Origin of the sequence: Mycobacterium fragae (genome assembly GCF_002102185.1) — a bacterium.
In the GTDB taxonomy this organism is placed as follows: Bacteria; Actinomycetota; Actinomycetes; order Mycobacteriales; family Mycobacteriaceae; genus Mycobacterium; species Mycobacterium fragae.
In genome coordinates, this window is record NZ_LQOW01000005.1 from 18454 (window position 1) to 43447 (window position 24994).

Sequence of the window (24994 nt, forward strand, 5' to 3'; positions counted from 1 at the left end):
GGGTCAGCGGTATTTGATCAGCAGCGCCATGCCCACGATGGCCACCAGCCAGATACCGGTGACGAACAGGGTCAACCGGTCGAGGTTCTTCTCCACCACGGTCGACCCGGACAGGCTGGACTGGACGCCGCCGCCGAACAGCGTCGACAGTCCGCCACCTTTGGCACGGTGCAGCAGCACCAGAAGCACCACGAGCACGCTGGTGACCACCAGGGTGATCTGCAGGGCCAATTCCATGGCGGCCACCTTACCGGGCGGCGGTCGACCACCTGAAATGGATGCGGTCCAGCGCCGCCTGGACCGCCGCGGGGAAGCGCGGGTCGGGCTGCAACGCGTTCTCCCGGTAACAGGCTTCGGTGAACTTGATCACGTGTTCGTCGCCGTTCTCCAGTGCACGGCCGAACAGGTCATGCCACGACGGCGCTCCGGCACCCGACGCGACGGCAAGGCTGTCACGTTCGGTGCCCGCGTCCTGGGTGAACATCAGCAGCAGCGCGACGTGGACGCGCCACATGGCGGCCACCGACGGCACCTGTTGCTCCTCAGGGAGATGCGCCAGCGCGATCCGCATGGCGGCCGGCGCGGTCACGCCGTGAATCATCGGCACCGGCTGTACCTCCGGGTGCGCCAGGTAAACACCGGCGAAGGTCGACGTCATCTCGCTCAGCCGCCACCCCGCAGGCGACGGCCGCAGCGCGGACAACGCCTCGCCGTAACCTGGGTTGCTCTGCAGATCGGCCAGCCGCGACGGCCTCGACACCCGGCCAAGCCCTTCGATCGCTTCGGCGAGGGACTGCTCGCCGTTGGTCACCTCACCGGGCAGTGCCGTGTAGCGCGCGGCCCAGTACGCCAGTCCGCGCGCCAACTCTGTCAGCGCCAGCTCGCCGGGGTGTTCGGTGGCGGCCAGGCAGCGCACCGCATGGGCGGTGCGGATCAGCCCATGGGTCAAAGCGGCCATCAGTCCCGGTACCAGCCGCGGCCACCATCGGGCCAGCACCTCACGCCACGGCCTGTCGGTAAGTTCGCGGCGGAACAGCTCCTCCCAATCCCCCACGCGGTCGAATCGTCCCAACGCCTCCCGCCAGGACTGCTCGTCTGACGGGTCGATCCGAAACCGGGGCTCCGGTGGATCGTGATGGCTCACCCGGCGTTTGTAGTCTTCCACCCAGGCGGCTATCTCGTCGCCAAAGCCCAAGGTACACAAGGCTTCTGCGGCCATCGGGCCGTGGTTGGCGAATTCCCTCTCCCCGCGTTCATAGCCGAGGCGGTCGAGACGCTCATACGCCTCCGCGATTGCGTGGCCATACGCATTGGACATAGCCGTTGACGCTACGGCCTCAACTGCGGTTGAGGTCAAGACATCTGCGCTCTACGGGAGCGGGCCCCCGGCGGCGATGGCGGACAGGGTGGCGAACTGCTCGCCGTCCAGCGACGCGCCACCGACCAGGGCACCATCGACGTCGTCCTGCGCGACGATGTCGCCGATGTTCTTGGCGGTCACCGAACCTCCGTAGAGCACCCGAACGGTGTCGGCGATCTGTGGTGACCCCAGCGCGCCCAGTTCCTTGCGGATGGCCGCGCACACCTCCTGGGCATCGGCGGCGCCGGCAACCCGACCGGTGCCGATCGCCCATACCGGCTCATAGGCGATGACGACGCGGCCGATCTGCTCGGCGGACAACCCGGCCAGCGACCCGCGCAGCTGGTCCTGGCAGTGGGCGACATGCTCACCGGCTTCCCGGACCTCCAGGTGCTCGCCGATGCAGATGATCGGGGTCAGCTCGTGTTTGAGCGCGGCAGCCGCCTTGGCGGCCACCAGCGCGTCGTCCTCGCCGTGGTAGGTGCGCCGCTCCGAGTGACCGACGACGACGTAGCTGCAGCCCAGCTTGGCCAGGAAGGCCCCGCTGATATCACCGGTGTAGGCGCCGGAGTCATGCTGCGAAAGGTCCTGCGCGCCGTAGGTCAGCCGCAGCTTGTCGCCGTCGACAAGGGTCTGCACGCTGCGCAGGTCGGTGAACGGCGGCAGCACTGCGACGTCCACCTTGTCGTAGTACTTGTCCGGCAACGAGAAGGCGATCTTTTGCACCAAGGCGATCGCTTCGAAGTGGTTGAGGTTCATCTTCCAGTTGCCGGCAATCAGCGGCTTGCGGCTCATCGGATTCCTTATCTGCTCAGCACTTCTAGCCCGGGCAGCTCTTTGCCCTCGAGGTATTCCAGCGACGCGCCGCCGCCGGTGGAGATGTGCGAGAAGCCGTCCTCGGGCAGGCCCAGCGCGCGCACTGCAGCTGCGGAGTCGCCGCCGCCGACCACGCTGAATGCGCCCTTGCCGGTCGCGGCCGCGATGGCTTCGGCGACACCCTTTGTGCCCGCGGCGAATGCCGGGAACTCGAACACGCCCATCGGGCCATTCCAGAAAATGGTTTCGGCGTTGGACAGCAACGCGGTGAACCGGGTCACCGACCCGGGCCCGATGTCCAACCCCACCTTGCCTTCCGGGATCGCATCGGCGGCCACGATCTCGGGTGGCGAATCGGCGCCAAATTCGTCGGCCACCACAATGTCGACCGGTAGGCGCAGCACGTCGGCGTAGGTGTCCAGCAGCCGGCGGCAGGTGTCGATCATCTCGGTCTGCAGCAGCGACTTGCCCACCGAAAGGCCAAACGCGGCAAGGAATGTGAAGCACATGCCGCCGCCGATCACGATGCTGTCGGCGTGCGTGGCCAACTGTTCGATCACACCGAGCTTGTCGGACACCTTCGAACCTCCGAGCACCACGGCATACGGCTGCCGCGTGGAGCTGGTCAGCTGCTCGAGGACAGCGACTTCCGCGGCGACAAGTTTGCCGGCGTAGTGCGGCAACAGAGTGGCCACGTCGTAGACCGAGGCCTGCTTGCGGTGCACCACGCCGAAACCGTCGGACACGAAAGCGCCTTGGGCCCCAACGAGTTCGGCCAATTGCCTCGCCAACGCCAGCCGTTCGTCGTCGTCCTTGCTGGTTTCGCGCGGATCGAAGCGGATGTTCTCCAGCAGCAGCACGTCCCCGTCGCTCAGCCTCTGCACGCAGGCCTGCGCGTCGGGGCCGACGACGTCACCGGCCAACGGCACGTCTCGGTCCAGCTGCCCGGCCAACGCGGCCGCGACCGGCGCCAGCGACAGTTTCGGGTCGGGCTTTCCTTCGGGCCGGCCCAGATGCGCGGTCACCACCACCTTGGCGCCGGCGTCGCTCAGTGCTTTGAGCGTCGGTACCGACGCGCTGATCCGGCCGGGGTCGGTGATGTCACCGTCATCCAGAGGGACGTTGAGGTCCGAGCGCACCAGGACGCTGCGACCCGAAACTCCGTCTGCGAGAAGGTCTTCCAGGTTGGGGATGGACACGGTTAGAGCGACTTGCCGACCAGGGCGACGAGATCGACGAGGCGGTTGGAGTAGCCCCACTCGTTGTCGTACCAGGACACCACCTTGGCCTGGTTGTCGATCACTTTGGTCAGGCCGGCGTCGAAGATCGAGCTGTGCGGATCGGTGACGATGTCACTGGAGACGATCGGCACGTCGTAGTACTTGAGGATGCCCTTGAGCCTGCCCTCGGCGGCGGCCTTGAACGCCGTGTTGATCTCCTCGACAGTGGCCGACTTGGACAGATCGGCGGTCAGGTCTGTGACCGAGCCCGTCGGGATCGGCACCCGCAGCGCATAGCCGTCGAGCTTGCCCTTCAGCTCGGGCAGCACCAGCCCGATCGCCTTGGCCGCCCCGGTGGAGGTGGGCACGATGTTCAGCCCGGCAGCGCGGGCGCGGCGCAGATCCTTGTGCGGTCCGTCCTGCAGGTTCTGGTCCTGCGTGTAGGCGTGGATGGTGGTCATCAGGCCCTTGACGATGCCGAACTCGTCGTGCAGCACCTTGGCCAGCGGACCCAGGCAGTTCGTCGTACACGACGCGTTGGAGATGATGTTCTGGCTGCCGTCGTACTTGTCGTCGTTGACGCCCAGCACGATCGTGATGTCCTCGTCGGTGGCCGGCGCGGAGATGATCACCTTCTTGGCGCCGGACTCCAGGTGGCCCTTGGCATTGGCGGCGTTGGTGAAAAGCCCGGTGGATTCGACGACGACGTCCACACCCAAATCCCCCCACGGCATTGCGGCCGGTCCTTCCCTGACCGCCAGCGCCTTGATCTTGGCGCTGCCGACGACGATGGTGTCTTCCCCTTCGAGGCTGACGTCCTGAGGCAGCCGGCCCAGGATCGAGTCGAATTTGAGCAGGTGCGCCAACGTCGCGTTGTCGGTGATGTCGTTGACGGCCACCACCTCCACGTCGGTGATGCCCTGCTCCTGCTGCGCCAGTAGGGCCCGGTAGAAGTTCCGCCCGATTCGACCGAAGCCGTTGATGCCTACCCGGACCGTCACGTCTGTCGTCTCCTTAGTTGCTGATGTGATCCACGGGCCAGCCTAATCGTGTGGCTATGGGGTCGCGAGGTCCGGTCGGTCACACCCGCCTGGCGGTGCCGGTGTGGCGGCTGTGGCCATTGGGAGTCATCGCGGCGCGGTGTCGGTACGGTGCGTCGTGACGTGGACGGGGAACTCGTCGCCAGCTTCCGGCCATGGTTGGCGGCTCAGCATGTCCTCGACGTCGACATAGCCCGCCTCGATCAGCCCGGCCTTGGCGTCGACGATGCGATACCACTGCCGCTGCGTCTGGATGGGCTGGCCTTCCAGGATGATCACCCGGACCTCGCCCTCGTCGAACTGACAGCGCCGCTGCACCGCCTCCAGTAGCTGCTCGTTGTGCAGGTGGCCTTCGCCGAAGTTCCAGCCGATGAGCGGCCCGGCAACGACTTCACCTTCGCGAATGCTGTAGTCGGCCTCGTTGGCCTCTCCCCCTAGCGCGCGGGGCAGCAGACCGTTGAGCGCCCGACCGTGCAGGTGCATGGCTCGAAACGCCCCCGGAACCTTGTCGGCCATGACTTCGGCGGTCTGCGGGCCGTACAGCTTGGCCAGCTGCTTGGCCACCAGCTGCGAACTCTTGATTACATGGCTTTCGACCTTCTCCTCCGCGCCCGGGCGGAAGCACCAGATGCTGGTGGCCCAATTCCCGGCGTAGTAACGCATGGCGGGCAGGAACGAAATCTGCTGCGGGAACATATTTCCCGCGATCAGAGCCCCAGCAAGCACGATGATCAAGGCGGCGAGCAGCAGCGGTGAGCTGATGTCGTAGACGGTGATCGATCCGTAGTGCCCGAACAGGTAGAACAGCGAGAAGATGAAGAACACGTTCCATTCCAACGGAACTCCCATCGGGAGGTTGGAAATGATATTGAAGTGGAAGATCACCATGAACGCGATCAGGGCCCACCGCCACGGTTGACCGTCGGCGAAGAAAACCAGAATCCCGGGCACGATGAATTCCGCTGTGGTTCCGCCAACGTGCGCCATGAGTTTCGGCAACCAGGACGGGCGCAGGTCGTTGACCGGGTCACGGTAGAGCTGGTGCTTGAACCAGGTGAACATCTTGGGTCGCAGCAGGGCGTTGTTGCTGGTCATCACCGCCACCACGTACGGGAAGTGGTGGTTGAGCTTGGAGGTGGCCGCGCCCCACCACAGCCCGAGCATGATGATTTTGAACGCGGCGATCTGGTCGACGAATGGGAAGAAGAACACGAACAGCTTCAGCCAGTAGTGTTCGCCGCGAGCGGCCAGGAAGATCGTCTTGTCGCGCAGCCCCAGCAGCGCCAGCGCGACGATGATCGGAACCACCAGCACCGGGTTGATCAGCCCGACGGCGTCGCTGCTGGTGGCCGGGCCGCTGTGTCCGGGAGAAAGCAGCGCCCACACCCCGGAAACCAGCACGATGGCATAGAGCACGACGTCGACGACGGTGCGGGTGTCGCCGGCGGTGAACGGCACCTTGTCCGGCCAGGGCGGTAGCCGAATCGTGTTGGGCCGCAACCAGTACAGGAATCCGCCGATCGGCGGCCAGAACCGTCCGGTCAGCGGGCCGGATCCACACCCCAGGCCCAGCACCTCGAACAGCAGGGTGAAGACGACGACCTTCTGGTACACGATCGGCTGCGTCCACCACTGGCCGATGTTGCCGAGGCCGCCCAAACCGGGAGTGAGCGAGATGATCGCGGCGGGCGCGGCGATGTACACGCCGATTTTCAGCAGGTACAGCAGATAGATCGCATACGGCGTGCCGAAGCCGTGTTCGGCCCAGTGGCGGCTGCAGACCTGGACCCGGTTGCGCCACGGCTGCGTGGCCCACGTGTCGTGGTCGACGTCGGGAAGTTCCGGTGCGATGAATCCCATGATGACCTCGTTCCAGGCTTGAAGTGGAAAATTCTAACCTGAAATCAGTTGGCGGATAGCGTGAATCGACGCTAAGCGTCTTCCAGCAGATCCGGGGTCACTGCCGATTCGGTGTCCGGGATACCCTCTTGCTTCGCCTTGCGGTCGGCCATCGACAGCAGGCGTCGAATGCGGCCGGCCACAGCGTCTTTGGTCATCGGAGGGTCGGCCAGCCGGCCCAGCTCCTCCAGGGAGGCCTGCCGGTGCTCGATGCGCAGCTTGCCCGCCGCAGCCAGGTGGTCGGGCACAGTATCGCCGAGGATTTCCAGCGCGCGTTCTACCCGGGCCGCCGCCGCCACCGCCGCGCGTGCCGAGCGCCGCAGATTGGCGTCGTCGAAATTGGCCAGCCGGTTGGCGGTCGCCCGCACTTCGCGACGCATTCGGCGCTCTTCCCAGATCAGCCGGGTGTCCTGGGCGCCCATGCGGGTCAGCAGCGCCCCGATCGCCTCGCCGTCACGTACCACCACCCGATCGGCGCCACGCACCTCGCGCGCCTTCGCGCTGACCCCGAGCCGACGCGCGGCGCCCACCAGGGCCAGCGCCGCCTCCGGGCCGGGGCAGCTGACCTCCAGCGCCGACGAGCGTCCCGGCTCGGTCAGCGAACCGTGCGCCAAGAACGCGCCGCGCCAAGCGGCTTCCGCATCGGCGACACTGCCGCCGACGACCTGGGCCGGTAACCCCCGCACCGGGCGCCCGCGCAAATCGAGCAGACCGGTCTGGCGGGCCAGCGCCTCACCGTCGTTGGCGACGCGCAGAACATACCGGGTCTGCTTGCGAATACCGCTGGCCGACAACACATGTACGACGGCGTTATAGCCGTACAGCTCGAAGATGTCCTTGCGCAGCCGTCGCGCGATGCTGCCCAGGTCCACTTCGGCCTCGACCACGACCCGGCCACCCACGATGTGCAGCCCGCCGGCGAATCGCAGCAGGGACGTCACCTCGGCACGCCGCGCGCTCACCGAGTTCACCGCCAGGCGGCTCAGCTCGTCTTTGACTTCGACCGTCATCGCCACGCGTCGTCACCCCTCGGTCCGTCTGCGCCGGTTTGTTGACGTTCACTCTTGATCGGCAGCGCTTCGGTGGTCCTCGCCGAGGGTGGTGCCGGACCGCTCTCACGCACGCCGACCCCATCCAGTGCCGCGGCCAGCTTGCCCGGGTCGTGCAAAGGTGTACCAGGCCTGGCGACATCGGCGAATTGCACCTGCGCATGCAGCAGGGTTGCGGTGCGGCGCAATTGATCACGCTCGCGCTCACTCGGTACCCGCTCGGCGTCGATGATGACGTCGTGGACGGTGAAATCCGGCGCGTGCTGCGCGAGCACGTGCAGATGCCGTTCGACCGAGAAGCCGGCCGTCTCGCCCGGTTCGGCCATCAGGTTGAGCACCAGCGCCCGCCGTGCGCTGGTCGCTTGCAGCGCCGCGGCCAGCCCGGGCACCAGCACGTGCGGGATCACGCTGGTGAACCAGGATCCCGGCCCCAGCACCACCAGATCGGCGGACATGATCGCGTCGACGGCCTGCCGGGTGGCCGGCGGGTCGCCGGGAAGCAGCCGGACCCGGCGGACCTTACCCGGTGTGGTGGCGATCGCCACCTGCCCGCGAATCAACCGGAACATCCGCGGATCGGCCTCCAGGCCCGAAACGTCGGCCTCGATCTGCAGCGCGATCGGGCACATGGGCAGCACTCGGCCCCGCACACCGAGGATGCGACCGAGCTCGTCGAGCGCTGCGACCGGGTCGGCCAGCACCTCGTTGAGACCGGCGAGCAGCAGGTTGCCGATCGGGTGCCCCGCCAGCGCACCGCTGCCGCCGAACCGATGCTGCAGGATGGTGGCCCAAAGCCGCCCGTGTGGGCTGTCGGATGCCAACGCCGCCAACGCCATTCGCAGATCGCCCGGTGGCACCACATCGAGTTCGCTGCGCAGCCGGCCCGACGAGCCGCCGTCGTCGGCGACGGTGACGACGGCGGTGACGTGCGGGGTCAGCCGCCTGGCAGCCGACAACGTCGCATACAGGCCGTGTCCGCCGCCCAGCGCGACAATGCTGGGACTTGTTCCCGGACTCATTCGCGGCCCAGATCCCGGTGCAGTACCCGCACCGACAGTTGCGCCTCGGACTCCTGGGACTCCAGCATCCGCGCCAATGCCTCGGCGATGGTGACGCTGCGGTGCTTGCCGCCGGTACATCCGATGGCGACGGTCATGTAGCGCTTCCCCTCCCTGCGGTAGCCGTCGACAACCAGGGACAGCAACTGATGGTAGGTCTCCAGGAACTCTGCCGCGCCAGTCTGGCCGAGCACGTAGTCACGAACTGCGGGATGTTGGCCGGTGTGCGGGCGCAATTCGTCGACCCAGTGCGGATTGGGCAGGAATCGCACGTCCATCACCATGTCGGCGTCCATCGGCAGACCGTACTTGAAACCGAACGACTCCACGGTGATGCTGGTGTGGGCGACGGCCTCACCGCCGAATGCCCGTTCGATGCTTTCCCGCAGCTCGCGCACCGAAAGTGTCGACGTGTCGATGATCAAATCGGCATTCGCCCGCACCGCAGCCAGCATCTCGCGCTCAGCGGCGATGCCTTCGGCCAATGTTTGCTCTCCCTGCAGCGGGTGGCTGCGACGATTCTGCTCGTAGCGGCGCACCAGCATGTCATCGGAGGCCTCCATGAACAGCACACGCGGGGTGATATTGCGGGTGGCCAAGTCATTGCGGACCCAGTCCAGGTCACCGGTGAACCCGCGCGAGCGGACGTCCATCACCACGGCCAGTTGTGTGATCCGCGATCCCGCTGCCAGCCCGAAGTCCACCATCCGGGTGATCAACTGGGGCGGCAGGTTGTCGGCCACATACCAGCCGAGGTCCTCGAGCACCTTTGCCGCGGTGCCGCGTCCGGCGCCCGACAGCCCGGTGACCAACACGACGTCGATGCCGGAATTGTTTGTGCCAGACCCGTTTTCGTGGCTTGCCAGGTCCATACCGTCGCCCGTCATCCCGATGCCCGTTCGGGAAGCCGGTCCTCCGCTCGCAGCGCATCGAGCACCGCGGTCGCTGTCGCGACGCCGATCCCCGGAACGGCGGTGATCTCGTCTACGGTGGCTTGCCGCAGACGCGCCAGCGACCCGAAGTGAGTGACCAGCGCCTTGCGGCGATGCTCACCCAGCCCGGGCACGGCGTCCAGCGCCGACGCCGTCATCCGTTTGGACCGCTTGCTGCGGTGATAGGTGATGGCGAATCGGTGCGCCTCGTCGCGCACGCGTTGCAGCAGATACAGGCCCTCGCTGTTGCGCGGCATGATGATCGGGTCCGGCTCCGACGGCACCCACACCTCTTCCAGCCGCTTCGCCAAGCCGATCACCGCGACATCGGTGATGCCGAGTTCGTCGAGCACCGCGCTGGCCGCGTTGACTTGCGGGGCACCGCCGTCGACGACGTACAGGTTCGGCGGATAGGCGAACTTCCGCGACCGTCCTTCGGGGGCAAGCATATTGGGGTCCTGCTGGTCACGTAGGTGACGCATGAACCGGCGTCGGGTCACCTCGGCGATCGAGGCGACGTCGTCGGACCGGCCTTGACCGGCGGCTTCCCGGATGGCGAAATGGCGATAGTCCGACTTGCGCGGCAGCCCGTCTTCGAACACCACCAAAGAGCCCACCACGTCGGTGCCCTGCACATGGCTGATGTCCACGCATTCGATGCGAAGCGGTGCTTCGGCCAGCCCCAGCGCTTCCTGAATATTCTGCAGCGCAGCGGATCTGGCGGTGAAGTCACCGGCGCGCTTGAGTTTGTGTTGCTGCAGAGCCTCTTTGGCGTTCCGCTGCACGGTCTCGGCCAATGCCCGTTTGTCCCCGCGCCGCGGCACTCGCAGCACGACCCGTGAACCGCGCAGCTCCGACAGCCACGTGGCCAGCTCCTCGGCGTTGGGCGGTAGACAGGGCACCAGCACTTCACGGGGCACCGGGTTGGCGGATTCGTCGGCGGCGCCGTCGAGTTCGGCCTGGTCGGCGTAGAACTGGGTCAGGAACTGCTCGACCAGCCGGGCCACGCCGGAATCACCGGGATCGCTGGGCTTTTCGACGATCCAGCCGCGCTGGCCGCGAACACGCCCGCCGCGGACATGGAACACCTGCACCGCTGCTTCCAGCTCGTCGTCGGCGAATGCCACCACGTCGGCGTCGGTGCCGTCACCAAGCACCACGGCCTGCTTCTCCAGGGCCCGCTTCAATGCCCCGAGGTCATCACGAAGCCGTGCCGCGCGTTCGAAGTCGAGTTGCTCGGCGGCGGCGTTCATCTGCTGTTCCAGGCTGCGGGCATACCGCTCGGTTTTGCCGGACAGGAAGTCGCAGAAATCCAGCACGATCTGACGGTGCTGCTCGGCGCTGACCCGCCCGATGCACGGGGCGGAGCATTTGTCGATATAGCCGAGCAGACATGGCCGGTCGATTTGCTTGTGCCGCTTGAACACTCCCGCCGAACACGTGCGCGCGGGAAAGACCCGGGTCAGCAGGTCCAGCGTTTCCCGGATAGCCCAGGCATGCGAGTACGGCCCGAAATAGCGCACGCCCTTGCGCCGGGGGCCGCGATAGACCATCAACCGCGGGAACTCCTCGTTGAGCGTGACCGCCAGCACCGGATACGACTTGTCGTCCCGATAGCGGACGTTGAACCGCGGGTCGAACTCCTTGATCCAGTTGTACTCCAGCTGCAGCGCCTCGACCTCGGTCTTGACCACCGTCCACTCGACCTTGGCGGCGGTGGTCACCATCTGCCGGGTGCGCGGGTTGAGGCTCGCGACGTCGGCGAAGTACGAGGTCAGCCGGCTGCGCAGGCTCTTGGCCTTACCGACGTAGATCACCCGTCCGTGCTGGTCCCGGAACCGGTACACGCCCGGCTCGACCGGGATGGACCCGGGCGCGGGGCGGTATGTGGCGGGATCAGGCACGGTTTCCAGGCTAGTCGGCTAGGCGACGGGTTCGAACGTGCACTCACGGCTTCCAGCGTGCGCTCAGGGCGAAGGTCATCGGCGTGTCGGCGCCCTGGACGCACGCTCGGTCTTCACCGAGCCCGCAGGTCCGGCCGATACCGCTTGAGCAGTGTCCGTACGGTGTCCATGGCATCCACGGCGCGGTCCTTGTCGACGGCCTGAATCGCCATCACCGGGATGTACTCGTCGTCGGGCAAATCGATCCTCGCCCAACGCGCTCCGGCCGGAAATGACACATCGACCACCTCCGACCACGGCACCAGGCGATCGCCGAGCAGGTTGCGCACCGATAGTCCCGCGGCGCCCACCCGTAGTCGTGGCCGGGCGAACAGCAGCACCAACCCGCCGAGAACGAGGCCCAGCATCGCCATCGCCACCTGATCGGCGGTCTGGAAGATCACGCCGCTGGACTTGATCTTGAGCAGCAGGCCCACCGCGACGAGCGCGGCGGCGATCACGAACGCCACCGCATAGGCGAAATACGGTGTCAGATGCGGGCGAACTTCCGCGTCCCAGTCCGGCTCTGCGCTCACGGCTTTTCGGAGAGGTCGCGCAGGGTCAGCGCGGTGCTCAGCGCCGCCGCCGTCGCCTGGGCCCCCTTGTCCTCCGCGGAGGTCGGCAAACCGGCACGGTCCAACGCCTGCTCTTCGGTGTCCGTGGTCAGCACTCCGTTGGCGACGGGCTTCGACTCATCCAGTGAGACCCGGGTGAGTCCTTGGGTGACCGCGTCGCAGACGTAGTCGAAATGTGGTGTGGCCCCGCGGATCACCACGCCGAGTGCGACGACGGCGTCATGGCTTCGCGCCAGCGCCTGGGCCACCACCGGGATCTCGATGGCCCCGAGCACCCGGACCACCGTCGGGTCGTGAACGCCCCACTCGGCTGCCGTCTTGCAGGCGCCGGCCAACAGCGAATCACAGATCGTGGTGTGCCAGGTGCTGGCCACGATCGCCAGCTTGACTGCGGACGCGTCGAGCGCCGGCATGTCCGGCACACCGGCGCCACCACTCATATTGCGCCGCTCCTCCTCATCGCTTTGCTCTGCATCGTCACCGGCGCGTCACAAAGCTCCCCCGAATTCGCCTGGCAGATGGACGGATTCGTGGTAGTCGTCCAGTCCGATCAGGTCGTGGCCCATCCGGTCACGTTTGGTCATCAGATACCGGATGTTCTCCGCGTTCGCTCGCACCGGCAGCGGCACCCGCTCGATGATGTGCAGTCCATATCCATCCAACCCGACTCGCTTGGCGGGATTGTTGGTCAGAAGCCGCATCGACCGGACGCCGAGATCGACCAGGATCTGCGCGCCAATACCGTAATCCCGCGCATCGGCGGGCAATCCGAGCCTGAGGTTGGCGTCGACGGTGTCGGCGCCGGCGTCTTGCAGTTGGTAGGCCTGCAGCTTGTGCATGAGGCCGATACCGCGGCCCTCATGACCGCGCATGTAAAGCACCACGCCCCGGTTTTCCCGCGCCACCATCGCCAGCGCCGCGTCCAGCTGCGGCCCGCAGTCGCAGCGGCGGGAGCCGAACACGTCGCCGGTCAGGCATTCCGAGTGCACCCGCACCAGTACGTCGTCGCCGTCGTAGTTCGGCCCCGCGATCTCTCCGCGGACCAAGGCCACATGTTCGACGTCTTCGTAGATGCTCGTGTAGCCGACCGCGCGGAACTCTCCGTGCCGGGTCGGGATGCGGGCCTCGGCGATCCGCTCGATGTGCTTCTCGTGCTTGCGGCGATACTCGATCAGGTCGGCGATGGCGATCAGTGCCAGATCGTGTTCGTCGGCGAAGACCCGCAGTTCGTCGGTCTGCGCCATCGAGCCCTCGTCCTTCTGGCTGACGATCTCGCAGATCGCACCCGCGGGCGCCAGCCCTGCCATCCGGGCCAGGTCGACGGCGGCTTCGGTGTGGCCGGGGCGGCGCAGCACGCCACCGTCCTTGGCGCGCAACGGAACCACGTGGCCGGGTCGCGTGAAATCCTCGGCGACACTGCTCGGATCGGCAAGCAATCGCATCGTGGTGGCCCGGTCGGAAGCCGAAATACCCGTTCCTACACCGTCTCTCGCATCGACGGTGACCGTGTAGGCGGTGCCGTGCTTGTCCTGGTTCACGGCGTACATGGGCAACAGGCCGAGCCGGTCGCAGATTGCGCCTTCCAGCGGCACGCATAAGTATCCCGACGTGTAGCGCACCATGAACGCCACCAATTCCGGGGTGGCCTTCTCGGCGGCGAAGATCAGGTCGCCTTCGTTTTCCCGATCCTCATCGTCGATGACGACGACAGCCTTACCGGCCGCGATGTCGGCAACCGCCCGCTCGACGGAGTCCAACCTCGTCATCTATGCCACCCGTCCGTCGCCCTGTGCAGGGCACTTGTGTTGCATCCAGTATGAACCACGAGGCCGGCGCCGTTATTGCCACGGCTTGCTGAGCGGGACGTTGCCACCAGAGAGAGCGCTTACCAGCGGTTTAGCTCAGCTAATCGTTGATGACCAGGCTGGTCTCGTCGACCGGCGTGCCGAAATAGCGGGCTTGCGGGTCGACAACCACGGCCTTGGTGTCGCCGTGGCGGGCCAAACTCTCGCGGGCCATCTGCTCGAACGAGATCTTCTCCGGCCCGCCGATGTTTACGATTCCGCCGATCGGTTCGTCCGCGGCCACCCGGGCGACGTTGGCCGCAACCTCGTCGGAGGAGATCGGCTGGATCAACGCGTCCGGTACGCGTACTTCGTCGCCGACCGTCAGTGACGCGGTGATGCCGTCGACGAACTCGACGAACTGAGTTGCACGCACGATCGAGTACGGCAGTCCCGATTCGGTGATGAGTTTCTCCTGGGCGACCTTCGCTCGCATGTAGCCGCTTTCGGGTAGTCGATCGCAATTGACTATCGACAGCGCGACGTAGTGTCCGACACCAGCGGCTTTGGCCGCCGCCGTCAGGTTGGTCGTCGACGTCGTGAAGAACTCCATCACCGGATCGTCTTCGAACGAAGGGGAATTCGTCACATCGATCAGAGTGTCGGCGCCGCTCAACGCGTCGGCCAGGCCATCGCCGGTCAGCACATCGGCGCCGGACGAGCGCGACGCCGCAACGACCTGGTGGCCGTCGCCACCGAGAAGTGCAACCACCTTGGTACCGATCAACCCGCTTGCTCCGAACACCGTAATCTTCATGCACTCAACGCCTTTCGCTATTTTGCTGCAAGGAGCCGCTCGACGTACTTGGCGATGATGTCGACCTCGAGGTTGACCGGCGTTCCCACCGGCGCCCGGCCCAACGTGGTCAATTCTCGGGTGGTCGGAATCAGCGACACCTCGAACCAATTCTGGGGTTGGCCGCCGAGCCCGGACACCGTCAGCGAAATGCCGTCGACCGTGATGGAGCCCTTTTCGACAACGTAGCGGGCCAGTTCGGCAGACAGCTCGATCCGGACCACCTCCCAGTGTTCGGATGGCGTGCGCGCCAGGATCCGGCCGGTGCCGTCGACATGGCCCTGCACGATATGGCCGCCCAGCCGGCTGTTGACCGCCGCGGCGCGCTCCAAGTTCACCTGGCTGCCCGTATCCAGCCCGGCCAAGCTGGATCGGCTCAGCGTCTCGCCCATCACATCGGCGGTGAACTGACCGCCGGGCTGCACCTCAACCACCGTCAGACACACGCCGTTGACGGCGATCGAGTCGCCGTGGCCGGCGTCCGCGGTAACGACCGGGCCACGGATGGTAAAGCGTGCCGAATCGCCCAGGTCCTCCTTGCCGAGGACCTCGCCCAATTCCTCGACGATTCCGGTGAACACCGGCCTCACGCTAGTCGCCACCACCTCGCGCTTCCACGTTCGGTCAGCGAGACCCTCTACGATGCACCTATGCAGACGCGTCGTCGCTCGTTCCATGCTGTCCTTGCCGTCCTTGCCGCCCTCACTATCGTCACCGCTTTGGTCGGTGGCTGTTCGTCCTCGAAACAGTCCAGTGCGCCGTTACCGGATGCCACCACCCTGCTCAAGCAATCCAGTCAGAGCACCAAGAACCTCAAGAGCGTGCACCTGGGGCTGTCGGTGGACGGCAAGGTCAAGGGGCTGCCGCTCAAGACGCTGGACGGCGATCTCGCCATCGCGCCCGACACGGCCGCCAAGGGCGAGGCCAAGATCATCGTGGCGGGTTCGGACGTCGACGCCAAGTTCGTGGTCTACGACAAGATCTTGTACGCGGCGCTTACTCCCAACAAGTGGACCGACTTCGGTCCGGCGGCCAATATCTATGACCCCTCGTCGATCCTCAACCCGGAGACCGGGCTGGCCAACGTGCTGGCCCACTTCACCAACGCAAAGGCCGAAGGCCGCGAGACAGTCAACGGCCAGGACACCGTTCGTGTCACCGGGAAGGTCCCGGCTCCCACGGTGAATCAGCTTGCGCCGCAACTGCATGCCACCGACCTGATGCCGGCCACCGCATGGATCCAGGAAAAAGGTGATCATCAGCTGGTGAAGGCCAAGCTGGACCAAAGCGCCGGCAATTCCATCGTGATGACGCTGTCGAACTGGGGTCAGCCGGTCCAGGTCAGCAAGCCGCCGGTGAGCTGAGTCGATGAGCAACAACCGCAGAATCGCGATCAGCGCGGGCAGCCTCGCCGTGTTGCTGGGCGCCCTCGACACCTACGTCGTCGTCACCATCATGCGCGACATCATCACCACCGTCGGCATTCCGATCAACAAGCTCGAGCGGATCACGCCGATCGTCACCTGGTATTTGCTGGGCTACGTGGCCGCGATGCCGCTGCTGGGCCGGGCGTCCGACCGGTTCGGGCGCAAGCTGCTGCTACAGGCAAGCCTGGCCATGTTCGCGCTGGGCTCGGTGGTGACTGCACTCTCGACCGATCTGCACGTGCTGGTGGTCGGCCGCACCATCCAGGGCCTGGCCGCCGGCGCGCTGCTGCCGGTCACGCTGGCGTTGGGCGCCGACCTGTGGTCGCAGCGCAACCGCGCCGGAGTGCTTGGCGGCATCGGCGCCGCGCAGGAGCTGGGCAGCGTGCTGGGCCCGCTCTACGGGATCTTCATCGTCTGGCTGACCAGCCGCTGGCAGGACGTGTTCTGGATCAATGTGCCGCTCGCCGCAATCGCAATGGTGATGATCCAGTTCAGTCTGCCGCCCCGCGACCGCGGCACCGAACCGGAAAAGCTCGACCTGGTCGGTGGGTTGCTGTTGGCGATCGCGCTGGGCCTGGCGGTGATCGGGCTGTACAACCCCGATCGGGACAACCAGCAGGCGCTGCCGAGCTACGGGTTGCCGCTGGTGATCGGCGCCATCGTCGCGGCGGTGGCCTTCGCGCTGTGGGAGCGTTTCGCCCGCACCCGGTTGATCGAACCTGCCGGTGTGCATTTCCGGCCGTTTTTGGCTGCGCTGGGCGCATCGGTCGCGGCCGGGGCAGCACTGATGGTGACGCTGGTCGACGTGGAGCTGTTCGCCCAGGGTGTGCTCGGGAAGGATCAAAACGAGGCGGCCATCCTGCTGCTGCGTTTCCTGATCGCCCTGCCGATCGGAGCGGTGGTGGGCGGCTGGATCGCCACCAGGATCGGTGACCGGATCATGACATTCGCCGGGTTGCTCATGGCAGCCGGCGGTTATTGGCTGATTTCGAAGTGGACGGCCGACCTGCTGAGTCAGCGCCTCAATGTTTTCGGGTTGTTCAGTTTGCCCGCCCTGGATGCCGATCTCGCGATAGCCGGGCTCGGGCTGGGCCTGGTGATCGGGCCGCTGTCGTCGGCCACGCTGCGGGTGGTCCCGTCGGCCCAGCACGGTATCGCCTCGGCGCTGCTGGTCGTGGCCCGGATGACCGGCATGCTCGTCGGGATCGCCGCGCTGAGCGCGTGGGGCTTCTATCGGTTCAACCAGATCGTGGCGGCCAAGTCGGCGGCGGTCCCGCCGGATGCCAGCCTGCTGGAGCGGTTACAAGCTCAGGCGGTGCTGTACCGGGATTCGTTCGCGGAGATGTACGGCGGCATCTTCACGGTCACGGCGGTCGTGTGCGTGGTGGGGGCGCTGCTGGGCTTGCTGCTCAGCAGCCGTCGCGTCCACGCCGAAGAGCCGGAACTGCCCGAGCCGGAGGCCGTCGCGCCCCGGGCCTAGCCGTCGAACCGCAGCGGCGCATACTTCGTGTAAACGACGTGGTCAACCAAAATTTGGAGCACAATCACGTCGTGGCGCACACCGACACCAGCACTCCTCAGCCGGCAGGCACCACGGCCGGCGGCGTCCTCACCGCCCTATACGGCATCGCGGGATACCTGATTTTCCTCGTTGCCTTTCTGTACACCATCGGGTTTGTCACCGACGCGGATTTCATGGTCGGCGGTGTGCATATCGTCGGCAAGAGCATCGATCGCGGCGGCCTGGGCGACGGCACTCTCACCGCGACCGCGGTGATCGTCGACGTCGCGTTGCTGGCGCTGTTCGCCGTCCAGCACAGCGTCATGGCCAGGGCCGGCTTCAAACGCTGGTGGACCCGCATCGTGCCGGCCAGCGCGGAGCGGTCGACATACGTCCATGCCTCCAACATCTGCCTGATCGCGCTGCTCGTCGCCTGGCACCCGATCACCGACGACGTGTGGCGGGTCACCGCCCAGCCCTGGCGGGCGCTGTTGATCGCTGTCGGACTGGCGGGCTGGGTGATCGCGTTGTTGAGCACGTTTTTGATCGACCACTTCGATCTCTTCGGGCTGCGTCAGGTGTTCGCCCGGCTGCGCGGTCAGCGGCCCGCGGAGCATGCCTTCGCGACGCCGTTGTTCTACCGGGTCGTCCGGCATCCGCTCTACCTGGGATTCCTGCTCGCGTTCTGGGGCACACCGAGAATGACCGTGGGCCATCTGATCTTCGCGGTGGCCACCACCGGATACATCCTGATTGCCGCTCGATTTTTCGAGGAACGCGATCTGGTCCGGATCTTCGGACAGCAGTACCGCGACTACCAGGGCCGGGTGCCGATGCTGATTCCGGGGATGCGCCGTCGCTCCGGACGCACAGCGGCTTAACGCGGCACCAGGCTCAGCAGCAGATCCGGGCCCACCTGCTCGACCCCGTCGAAGCGCCACCGCAGCGCCCGGGCGATGCTCGCCACCCCGACATCGTCGACCGCGGTGATCGGCCCGCCCAACAGGATCGGCGCGACGTAGGCCAGGATGCGGTCGATGACGCCGGCCCGCAGGAACGCGCCGGCCAGCGTGGGCCCGCCCTCGACCAGGACATCTGTGCGATCCGCAAGCGCGTTGAGCACTTCGACCGGATCGTGCGTGCGGATCACCATGGTGCGCGAATCGTCGTTGAGAACCTTTGCTTCCGAAGGTATTTCACGCTTGCCCACCACCACACGCAGCGGTTGCCGATGCGCCAGGCTGCCGTCGGCCTGCCGGGCCGTCAACGCCGGGTCGTCGGTGAGCACCGTGCCGGTGCCCACCACGATGGCGTCCGCCGCGGCTCGGCGGCGATGCAGGTCCGCGCGCGCAGGCTCGCTGGTGATCCACTGGCTCGAGCCGTCCGCTGCCGCACTGCGTCCGTCGATGCTGGCGGCGTACTTCCAGGTGACATGCGGCAACCCGGTGCGTTGCTTGTGCAGCCACTCCCGCAACGGTCCGGCCGCCACCAGATCGGCGTGCACGTCGGTGACGACATGCACCCCGGCCTCCGCGAGCCGTGCCGCGCCGCCGGCGGCGGACGGATTCGGGTCGGCGACGGCATACACCACCGCGGCGATGCCCGCGTCGAGCAGCGCGTTCACGCACGGCGGCGTCTTGCCGTAGTGATTGCACGGCTCCAGCGTGACCACCGCGGTGCCGCCGGCGGCCAGCCGCCCCGCGCGGCGTAGCGCCACCACTTCGGCATGTGCGCTGCCAGCCGGCTCGGTGCCGCCGGCGCCGACGACCCGCCCCTCGCGGTCCAGGATGACGGCACCGACCGGAGGATTGGGGTAGGTGCTGCCCTTGACCAGCTCGGCGTGCTCGATGGCGAGTCGCATGGCGGCGTCATAACCGATGGCCGCCTGGGTGCTCATCGGCGCAGATGCGGTGACGCGGCGCTGGCCTGTCTCCGCAAAGCCTCGACCGCGGCTTCCGGATCGTCGGCGTTGTAGACGGCCGAGCCGGCGACGAAGCAGTCGACACCGGATTCGGCGGCCTGCTCGATGGTGTCGGCGTTGATGCCGCCGTCGATCTCGACCAGGATGGTCAGCTCGCCCGAATCGACCATCTTGCGCACCGTGCGCACCTTGCTCAACACCTCGGGGATGAAATCCTGGCCGCCGAACCCGGGCTCGACCGACATGACGAGAAATGTGTCGAAGTCCTTGAGGATGTCCAGATACGGCTCCAGCGGGGTGCCGGGCTTGATGGAGAGGCCGGCCTTGGCGCCGGCGGCCCGGATGTCACGGGCGACGGCGACCGGGTTGTCGGTCGCCTCGGCGTGGAAGGTCACGTTGTAGGCGCCGGCTTCGGCGTACGGCGGCGCCCAGCGCTCCGGGTTCTCGATCATCAGATGGCAGTCCATCGGGATGTCGGTGTGCTTGAGAAGGCTTTCCACCACCGGCAGCCCGATTGTCAGGTTCGGCACGAAATGCGCGTCCATCACGTCGACATGCAGCCAGTCGGCGCCCCCGACGACGGCGGCCTCATCGGCCAGCCGGGCGAAATCGGCGGCCAGGATCGACGGCGCGATCAGCGGACGGTTGGGGGTGGCTGACATGCGGATCAGCCTACTTGTAGGGCGGCCGCGAACATGGCGTCGGTGCCGTGCCGGTGCGGCCACAGCTGGACATACGGGCCCTCCCCCAGATCCGTGACGGGGTCGAACAACGGCCGGGCGTCCAGCGCGGCGACCGGGTGGCGGCGCAGCGCATCGGCGACGACCCCGACCGTCTCGGCCAGGTGCGGCGAGCAGGTGGCATACAGCACCACGCCGCCGGACCGGGTCAGTGTGATCGCGGCGCCCAACAGTTCGCGTTGCAGCCTGGTCAACGCCGGAATGTCGGCCGGCTGACGCCGCCAACGGGCCTCGGGCCGGCGGCGCAATGCACCCAGCCCGGTGCACGGCACGTCGACCAGCACTCGGTCGAAACCCGGGTCCAGGCCGCTCTTTCGGCCGTCGGCGCGCAGCACGTCGACCGGCAGCCCGCGGGTGTTCTCCTCGACCAGATCCGCGCGGTGCGGCGACGGCTCCACCGCGGTGACCCGAGCACCCGAGGCCGCGCCCAGCGCGGCCAGCAGCGCGGTCTTGCCGCCCGGCCCGGCGCACAGGTCCAGCCAGCGGCCGCCGTCGCCATCGACCGGCAGCAACGTCAGCGCGCGGGCCACCAACTGGCTGCCCTCGTCCTGAACCAGCGCTCGGCCGTCGCGCACCGCCGGCAACTGGGCGGGGTCGCCGGCGGGCAGGTACACCGCGTACGGCGAATACCGGCCGACCCTGCCCTGCACCGCGTCGGCCAACTCCTGAGCGGTCAGCACACCGGGCCGTGCAGCCAGGTGCACCTGCGGGCGCTGGTCGTCGCTGGCCAGCACCGCGTCGAGTTCGCCGGCCGCCGGACCCAACGCGTCGGCGAAGGCCTGCGCTATCCAGCGCGGGTGGGCGTGGCGGAACGCAGCATGCCCGATCGGATCGGCCGCCGCGTCCGGCGCCAACTGCTCGACCCAGGCCTTTTCGTCATGGGCGCTGATCGCTCGCAGTACACCGTTGACGAAACCGGCACGCGCGGAGTCGAATTCGATTGCTGCCTGCTCGACGGTCGTGGACACGGCGGCGTGGGCGTCGACTCGCGTACGCAACAGTTGATAGGTGCCGAGTCGCAGCAGGTCCAGCAGCACCGGGTCGATGGCCTCCGGTGACCGGCCTGCGGCCGCACCGATGACCGCGTCGAGCAAGCCGCGGGTCCGGCAGGTGCCGTAGGTCAGCTCGGTGGCGAAAGCGGCGTCGCGACCGGTGATCTCGCGTTCGCGCAACAGTGTGGGCAGCAGCAGGTTCGGATACGCATCCCGCTCGGTGACCGCCCGCAGCACGTCGAACGCGGCCCGGCGCGCCGGGTCCAGCGGCTTGCGTCGCGGCCGGCTGCGCGACTTCTGGGTCATGTCGCCCTCGCCGCCGAGTCCAACCGGGCGCCGCGGGCCCAGTCGGTGGCGTTCATGAATTTCTTTCCAGGCGGCTGGATTTCACCCAGCCGCACCGGATCCGAGCCGGTGCCGATCCATATGCTCTGGCGGTCCACGTGAATTTCACCGGGTTGCAAGGGCTTCGGCCCGTCGGCGTCGACGTGCACGGGGCCCAGTTTGATCCGCACGTCGCCGATGCGCGTCCACGCTCCAGGGCTCGGTGTGACGGCTCGGATGCGCCGTTCAATGGCCTGGGCCGGCAGGTCCCAGCGCACCCGGGCTTGCTCGACGGTGATCTTGGGGGCGATGCTGACCCCGTCGGCCAGCTGGGGCACCGGCGTGATTGTCCCGTCGGCGATGCCGTCGAGGGTGGTCTCCAGCAATGCAGCGCCGGAAATCGCCAGCCGCGCAAGCAGATCGCCGGCGGTGTCGCTCGGGTGGATCGCCTCGGTGACGACGCCGTAGACGGGTCCGGAATCCAGGCTCGGCTCGATCCGGAAAGTGGTTGCGCCGGTCACCGTGTCACCTGCGGCAATCGCAGCCTGCACCGGGGCGGCGCCACGCCAGGCGGGCAGCAGCGAGAAGTGCAGGTTGATCCAGCCGTGCGGCGGCACCGCCAGCAACTCCTCGCCGAGCAGCGCCCCGTAGGCCACCACCGGGCAGCAGTCCGGCGCCAACTCGGACAACTCACCGACGAACTCGGCGGTGTTGGGTCGCGGGGGCCGCAGCACCGGGATGCCGTGCTCGAGTGCCAGGCGGGCCACCGGCGATGGACGATGATGCCCGCGGCGCCCGGAGGCGGCGTCCGGTCGGGTCAGCACCGCGATCACCTCGTGGCGCGACGAGTCGATGAGCCGGCGCAGCGCGGGCAGCGCGGGTTCGGGAGTGCCGGCGAAGACGAGACGCACGGGCACAGTGTAGGGAGCGACGGTCGGATTGCGAGAAACCGCTGATTCTCCGACGATCGATGGTGAAACATGGCAGGACATGGATCCGCTCGTGGCTCACCAACGTGCTCAGGACGCGTTCGCGAACGTTCTTGCCAACGTCAGACCCGATCAGCTCGACGACCCGACGCCCTGTTCGGAATGGAAAGTCAGGGATCTGATCGAGCACGTTGTGGGCGGCAACGAACACGTGGCGCAGTTGGCCGGCCGCTACGAGCAGGCCCCCGCCCGACCCGACGAACTGACCGAAGCGCACCAAGCCAGCGCGGTCGCCGCCCATGAGGTGTTCGCCGGTCCGGACGGTATGACAACGATGTTCCAGCTGCCGTTCGGGCAGATCCCCGGAGCGGTGTTCATCGCGATGCGCACCAGCGATGTGCTGGCCCACGCATGGGATCTCGCAACTGCCACCGGCCAAGCCACCGATCTCGATCCCGAGCTGGCGACTGAGCAGCTGGCCTTCACCCGTCAATTCGTCCAAGCCGAGTTCCGCGGTCAGGGGAAGCCCTTCGGCGAGGAACAGCCGTGCGCATCGGACCGCCCGGTGGCCGATCAGCTGGCCGCGTTCCTTGGCCGAAAGGTGAAGTGATCGGCGCCTATTGGTCGTCTTCGGCCAGTCGCGGGATCAGACCGCCGGCGAGCACATCTTTGACTTGGCGCGGTGAAAGCCGGTGCCGCACAGTAAAATGCTTTTTCTTGCTGACATTCTCGATCTGCAAGGTGTCCTTGTCGGCCAGGGTGTCACGAAGTTCGGCGATGCGCAGCGTGTCGTCTTGGTCGATGGCGTCGTAGTCGTCGGCATTGTCGAACTCGAGCGCCAACACACCGAAGTTGGCGAGGTTTTGCCAGTGGATGCGCGCGAATGATTTGGCGATCACTACCCGCAGCCCAAGGTAACGCGGGGCGATCGCGGCATGTTCGCGTGAGGATCCTTGCCCGTAGTTGTCGCCGCCGACAATGATGTGACCGGCCTCGCCGGCCTCCTGTGCCCGTTCCGGGTAGGACTCATCGATCTGGGTGAAGCTGAACATCGCCAGCTTGGGAATGTTGGAGCGAAATGGCAGCGCCCTGGCGCCGGCCGGAGAAATCTCGTCGGTGGAGATGTTGTCGCCGACCTTCAGCAGGACCGGCACCTCTATTTCGTCGGGCAACGGCGAAAGTTCTGGCAGCTCGGATACATTGGGCCCCTTCACCGGCTCGACCTGCTGTGCTTCCTCGGCTTCCAGCGGCGGCACCAGCATCGCGGTATTGACCGAACTCTTTTCGGGCAGCTCGAGTTTCGGATAGTCCATCTGCACGTCGCGCGCCCAGTCACGGGGATCGGTGATCACGCCGGTCAACGCCGATGCGGCGGCGGTCTCCGGCGAACACAGCCATACCGAGTCTTCCTTGGTGCCCGAGCGGCCCGGGAAGTTGCGCGGCATCGTGCGTAGCGAGTTGCGGCCGACGGCGGGTGCCTGGCCCATGCCGATGCAGCCCATGCAGCCGGCCTGATGGATGCGCGCACCACCGATCACCAGCTGGGTCGTCGCGCCCATCTTGGTCAGGTCGGTCAGGATTTCCCGCGAGGTCGGGTTGATGTCGAAGCTGACTTGCGGCGATGTCTGGCGTCCGGCCACCATCGCGGCGGCGATCGCGAAATCGCGCAGTCCGGGGTTGGCGCTGGATCCGATCACCGCCTGCGCGATCTCCTCACCGGCGACCTCGCGGACCGGCACGACGTTGCCCGGCGAGGACGGCTTCGCGATGAGCGGCTCGATTTTCGACAGGTCGATGCTGTCCTCGACGTCGTAGCCGGCGCCGTCGTCGGCGACCAGCTCAACCCAGGCGTCCTCACGGTCCTCGGCGCGCAGAAAGTCACGGACGGCCTCATCACTGGGGAAAACCGTTGTGGTAGCGCCTAGTTCGGCGCCCATGTTCGCGATCACATGGCGGTCCATCGCGGTCAGGCTGGCCAGCCCGGGCCCGTAGTACTCGATGATCCGGTTCACTGCGCCCTTGACGTCGTGGCGGCGCAGCATCTCCAGAATCACGTCCTTGGCCGAACACCACTCGGGCAGCTCGCCTTCCAGGCGGATGCCCCACACCTCCGGCATGCGTATGTGCAGAGGTCGCCCGGTAATGGCCAGCGCGACCTCCAGTCCGCCCACACCGATGGCCAGCATGCCCAGTGAACCCGCCGCCGGGGTGTGCGAATCCGACCCCACCATGGTTTTGCCGGGAATCCCGAAACGCTGCATGTGCGTTGGATGCGACACCCCGTTGCCGGGCTTGGAGAACCAGAGCCCGAACCGTTGTGCGGCGGTGCGCAGGTACTCGTGGTCCTCGGCATTCTTCTCGTCGGTCTGCAACAGGTTGTGGTCGACGTACTGCACGCTCACCTCGGTGCGGGCCCGGTCGAGTCCCAGCGCCTCGAGTTCCTGCATCACCAGCGTGCCGGTCGCATCCTGGGTCAGCGTCTGGTCGATGTGTATGGCGATCTCCTCACCCGGCGTCATCTCACCGGATTCCAGGTGGGAGTCGATCAGCTTCTGGGCGACGTTGAGCGGCATACCTGGCTCCTACTCCTGGCTCGCTGGCCGAACATCTGCGTACCCCGCTGGGCCG

At 66.9% G+C, this 24994-nt stretch carries 24 protein-coding genes; 4 read left to right on the forward strand and 20 right to left on the reverse strand.

The features are described from left to right. Positions 1 to 3: 3 nt before the first annotated feature. From secG to AWC06_RS02845, 15 genes are all read right to left on the reverse strand, one after another. Entirely contained in the window at positions 4 to 237 is a 234-nt protein-coding gene (gene secG, locus AWC06_RS02775; protein ID WP_085194572.1) for a preprotein translocase subunit SecG, read from the reverse strand. Between the two features lie 10 nt (positions 238 to 247). Further along, on the reverse strand, positions 248 to 1318 hold the full coding sequence (locus AWC06_RS02780) for a questin oxidase family protein (protein ID WP_085194176.1): 1071 nt from the start codon (positions 1316 to 1318) through the stop codon (positions 248 to 250). A gap of 51 nt (positions 1319 to 1369) precedes the next feature. After that, entirely contained in the window at positions 1370 to 2155 is a 786-nt protein-coding gene (gene tpiA, locus AWC06_RS02785) for a triose-phosphate isomerase (RefSeq protein WP_085194178.1), read from the reverse strand. Between the two features lie 8 nt (positions 2156 to 2163). Then, complete coding sequence (locus AWC06_RS02790; protein ID WP_085194180.1) at positions 2164 to 3375, reverse strand: phosphoglycerate kinase; 1212 nt, start codon at positions 3373 to 3375, stop codon at positions 2164 to 2166. 2 nt (positions 3376 to 3377) lie between these two features. Beyond that, the gene (gap, locus tag AWC06_RS02795) at positions 3378 to 4397 is read right to left on the reverse strand and encodes a type I glyceraldehyde-3-phosphate dehydrogenase (protein WP_085194182.1); all 1020 of its coding nucleotides are present in this window, start codon (positions 4395 to 4397) and stop codon (positions 3378 to 3380) included. Between the two features lie 126 nt (positions 4398 to 4523). Continuing rightward, positions 4524 to 6296, reverse strand: coding sequence for a DUF3556 domain-containing protein (locus tag AWC06_RS02800; RefSeq protein WP_085194184.1), 1773 nt, complete (start codon positions 6294 to 6296; stop codon positions 4524 to 4526). A 71-nt stretch (positions 6297 to 6367) separates the two neighbouring features. Beyond that, complete coding sequence (gene whiA, locus AWC06_RS02805) at positions 6368 to 7345, reverse strand: DNA-binding protein WhiA (RefSeq protein ID WP_085194574.1); 978 nt, start codon at positions 7343 to 7345, stop codon at positions 6368 to 6370. Then, positions 7342 to 8403: a YvcK family protein gene (locus AWC06_RS02810; RefSeq protein ID WP_085194186.1), complete on the reverse strand. Its 1062-nt coding sequence runs from the start codon at positions 8401 to 8403 to the stop codon at positions 7342 to 7344. The genes whiA and AWC06_RS02810 overlap by 4 nt, the downstream gene beginning before the upstream one ends. Next, positions 8400 to 9314 carry an RNase adapter RapZ gene (gene rapZ / locus AWC06_RS02815; RefSeq protein ID WP_085194576.1) on the reverse strand — a complete coding sequence of 305 codons (915 nt, stop codon included), beginning with the start codon at positions 9312 to 9314 and terminating at the stop codon, positions 8400 to 8402. Before rapZ ends, AWC06_RS02810 begins: the two co-directional genes overlap by 4 nt. Positions 9315 to 9325: 11 nt before the next feature. Beyond that, positions 9326 to 11278 (reverse strand): excinuclease ABC subunit UvrC, encoded by a 1953-nt coding sequence (uvrC, locus tag AWC06_RS02820; RefSeq protein ID WP_085194188.1) that lies wholly within the window; start codon positions 11276 to 11278, stop codon positions 9326 to 9328. 113 nt (positions 11279 to 11391) lie between these two features. Continuing rightward, positions 11392 to 11853: a PH domain-containing protein gene (locus AWC06_RS02825; RefSeq protein ID WP_085194190.1), complete on the reverse strand. Its 462-nt coding sequence runs from the start codon at positions 11851 to 11853 to the stop codon at positions 11392 to 11394. Continuing rightward, entirely contained in the window at positions 11850 to 12332 is a 483-nt protein-coding gene (gene ribH, locus AWC06_RS02830) for a 6,7-dimethyl-8-ribityllumazine synthase (RefSeq protein ID WP_085194192.1), read from the reverse strand. The genes AWC06_RS02825 and ribH overlap by 4 nt, the downstream gene beginning before the upstream one ends. A gap of 48 nt (positions 12333 to 12380) precedes the next feature. Continuing rightward, a complete protein-coding gene (locus tag AWC06_RS02835) occupies positions 12381 to 13658 on the reverse strand; it encodes a bifunctional 3,4-dihydroxy-2-butanone-4-phosphate synthase/GTP cyclohydrolase II (RefSeq protein ID WP_085194194.1) in 1278 nt (425 codons plus the stop codon). A 139-nt stretch (positions 13659 to 13797) separates the two neighbouring features. Beyond that, the gene (locus AWC06_RS02840; RefSeq protein WP_085194196.1) at positions 13798 to 14493 is read right to left on the reverse strand and encodes an SDR family oxidoreductase; all 696 of its coding nucleotides are present in this window, start codon (positions 14491 to 14493) and stop codon (positions 13798 to 13800) included. 17 nt (positions 14494 to 14510) lie between these two features. After that, positions 14511 to 15113 (reverse strand): riboflavin synthase, encoded by a 603-nt coding sequence (locus AWC06_RS02845; protein ID WP_085194578.1) that lies wholly within the window; start codon positions 15111 to 15113, stop codon positions 14511 to 14513. Between the two features lie 69 nt (positions 15114 to 15182). On the opposite strand from AWC06_RS02845, the gene AWC06_RS02850 reads away from it, so the two are divergent. From AWC06_RS02850 to mddA, 3 genes are all read left to right on the forward strand, one after another. After that, positions 15183 to 15896 (forward strand): LppX_LprAFG lipoprotein, encoded by a 714-nt coding sequence (locus AWC06_RS02850; protein WP_085194198.1) that lies wholly within the window; start codon positions 15183 to 15185, stop codon positions 15894 to 15896. A gap of 4 nt (positions 15897 to 15900) precedes the next feature. Further along, positions 15901 to 17439: an MFS transporter gene (locus AWC06_RS02855; RefSeq protein ID WP_085194200.1), complete on the forward strand. Its 1539-nt coding sequence runs from the start codon at positions 15901 to 15903 to the stop codon at positions 17437 to 17439. A 71-nt stretch (positions 17440 to 17510) separates the two neighbouring features. After that, on the forward strand, positions 17511 to 18341 hold the full coding sequence (gene mddA, locus AWC06_RS02860; protein ID WP_227371076.1) for a methanethiol S-methyltransferase: 831 nt from the start codon (positions 17511 to 17513) through the stop codon (positions 18339 to 18341). Here the strand turns inward: mddA and ribD are convergent. Genes ribD through fmt form a run of 4 tightly spaced genes read right to left on the reverse strand, consistent with a single transcriptional unit; the run spans position 18338 to position 22348 of the window. After that, positions 18338 to 19357 carry a bifunctional diaminohydroxyphosphoribosylaminopyrimidine deaminase/5-amino-6-(5-phosphoribosylamino)uracil reductase RibD gene (gene ribD / locus AWC06_RS02865; protein ID WP_085194202.1) on the reverse strand — a complete coding sequence of 340 codons (1020 nt, stop codon included), beginning with the start codon at positions 19355 to 19357 and terminating at the stop codon, positions 18338 to 18340. The two genes, mddA and ribD, sit on opposite strands and share 4 nt — an antisense overlap. Continuing rightward, positions 19354 to 20043: a ribulose-phosphate 3-epimerase gene (gene rpe, locus AWC06_RS02870; protein WP_085194204.1), complete on the reverse strand. Its 690-nt coding sequence runs from the start codon at positions 20041 to 20043 to the stop codon at positions 19354 to 19356. Before rpe ends, ribD begins: the two co-directional genes overlap by 4 nt. A 5-nt stretch (positions 20044 to 20048) precedes the next feature. Further along, complete coding sequence (locus AWC06_RS02875; RefSeq protein WP_085194206.1) at positions 20049 to 21419, reverse strand: RsmB/NOP family class I SAM-dependent RNA methyltransferase; 1371 nt, start codon at positions 21417 to 21419, stop codon at positions 20049 to 20051. Continuing rightward, the gene (fmt, locus tag AWC06_RS02880) at positions 21416 to 22348 is read right to left on the reverse strand and encodes a methionyl-tRNA formyltransferase (RefSeq protein WP_085194208.1); all 933 of its coding nucleotides are present in this window, start codon (positions 22346 to 22348) and stop codon (positions 21416 to 21418) included. The genes AWC06_RS02875 and fmt overlap by 4 nt, the downstream gene beginning before the upstream one ends. Positions 22349 to 22427: 79 nt before the next feature. On the opposite strand from fmt, the gene AWC06_RS02885 reads away from it, so the two are divergent. Beyond that, positions 22428 to 22976, forward strand: a complete 549-nt coding sequence (locus AWC06_RS02885) for a TIGR03086 family metal-binding protein (protein WP_085194210.1) — start codon at positions 22428 to 22430, stop codon at positions 22974 to 22976. A 7-nt stretch (positions 22977 to 22983) separates the two neighbouring features. On the opposite strand, the gene AWC06_RS02890 is transcribed toward AWC06_RS02885, so the two are convergent. Next, complete coding sequence (locus AWC06_RS02890) at positions 22984 to 24939, reverse strand: aconitate hydratase (RefSeq protein WP_085194212.1); 1956 nt, start codon at positions 24937 to 24939, stop codon at positions 22984 to 22986. Positions 24940 to 24994: the final 55 nt, after the last annotated feature.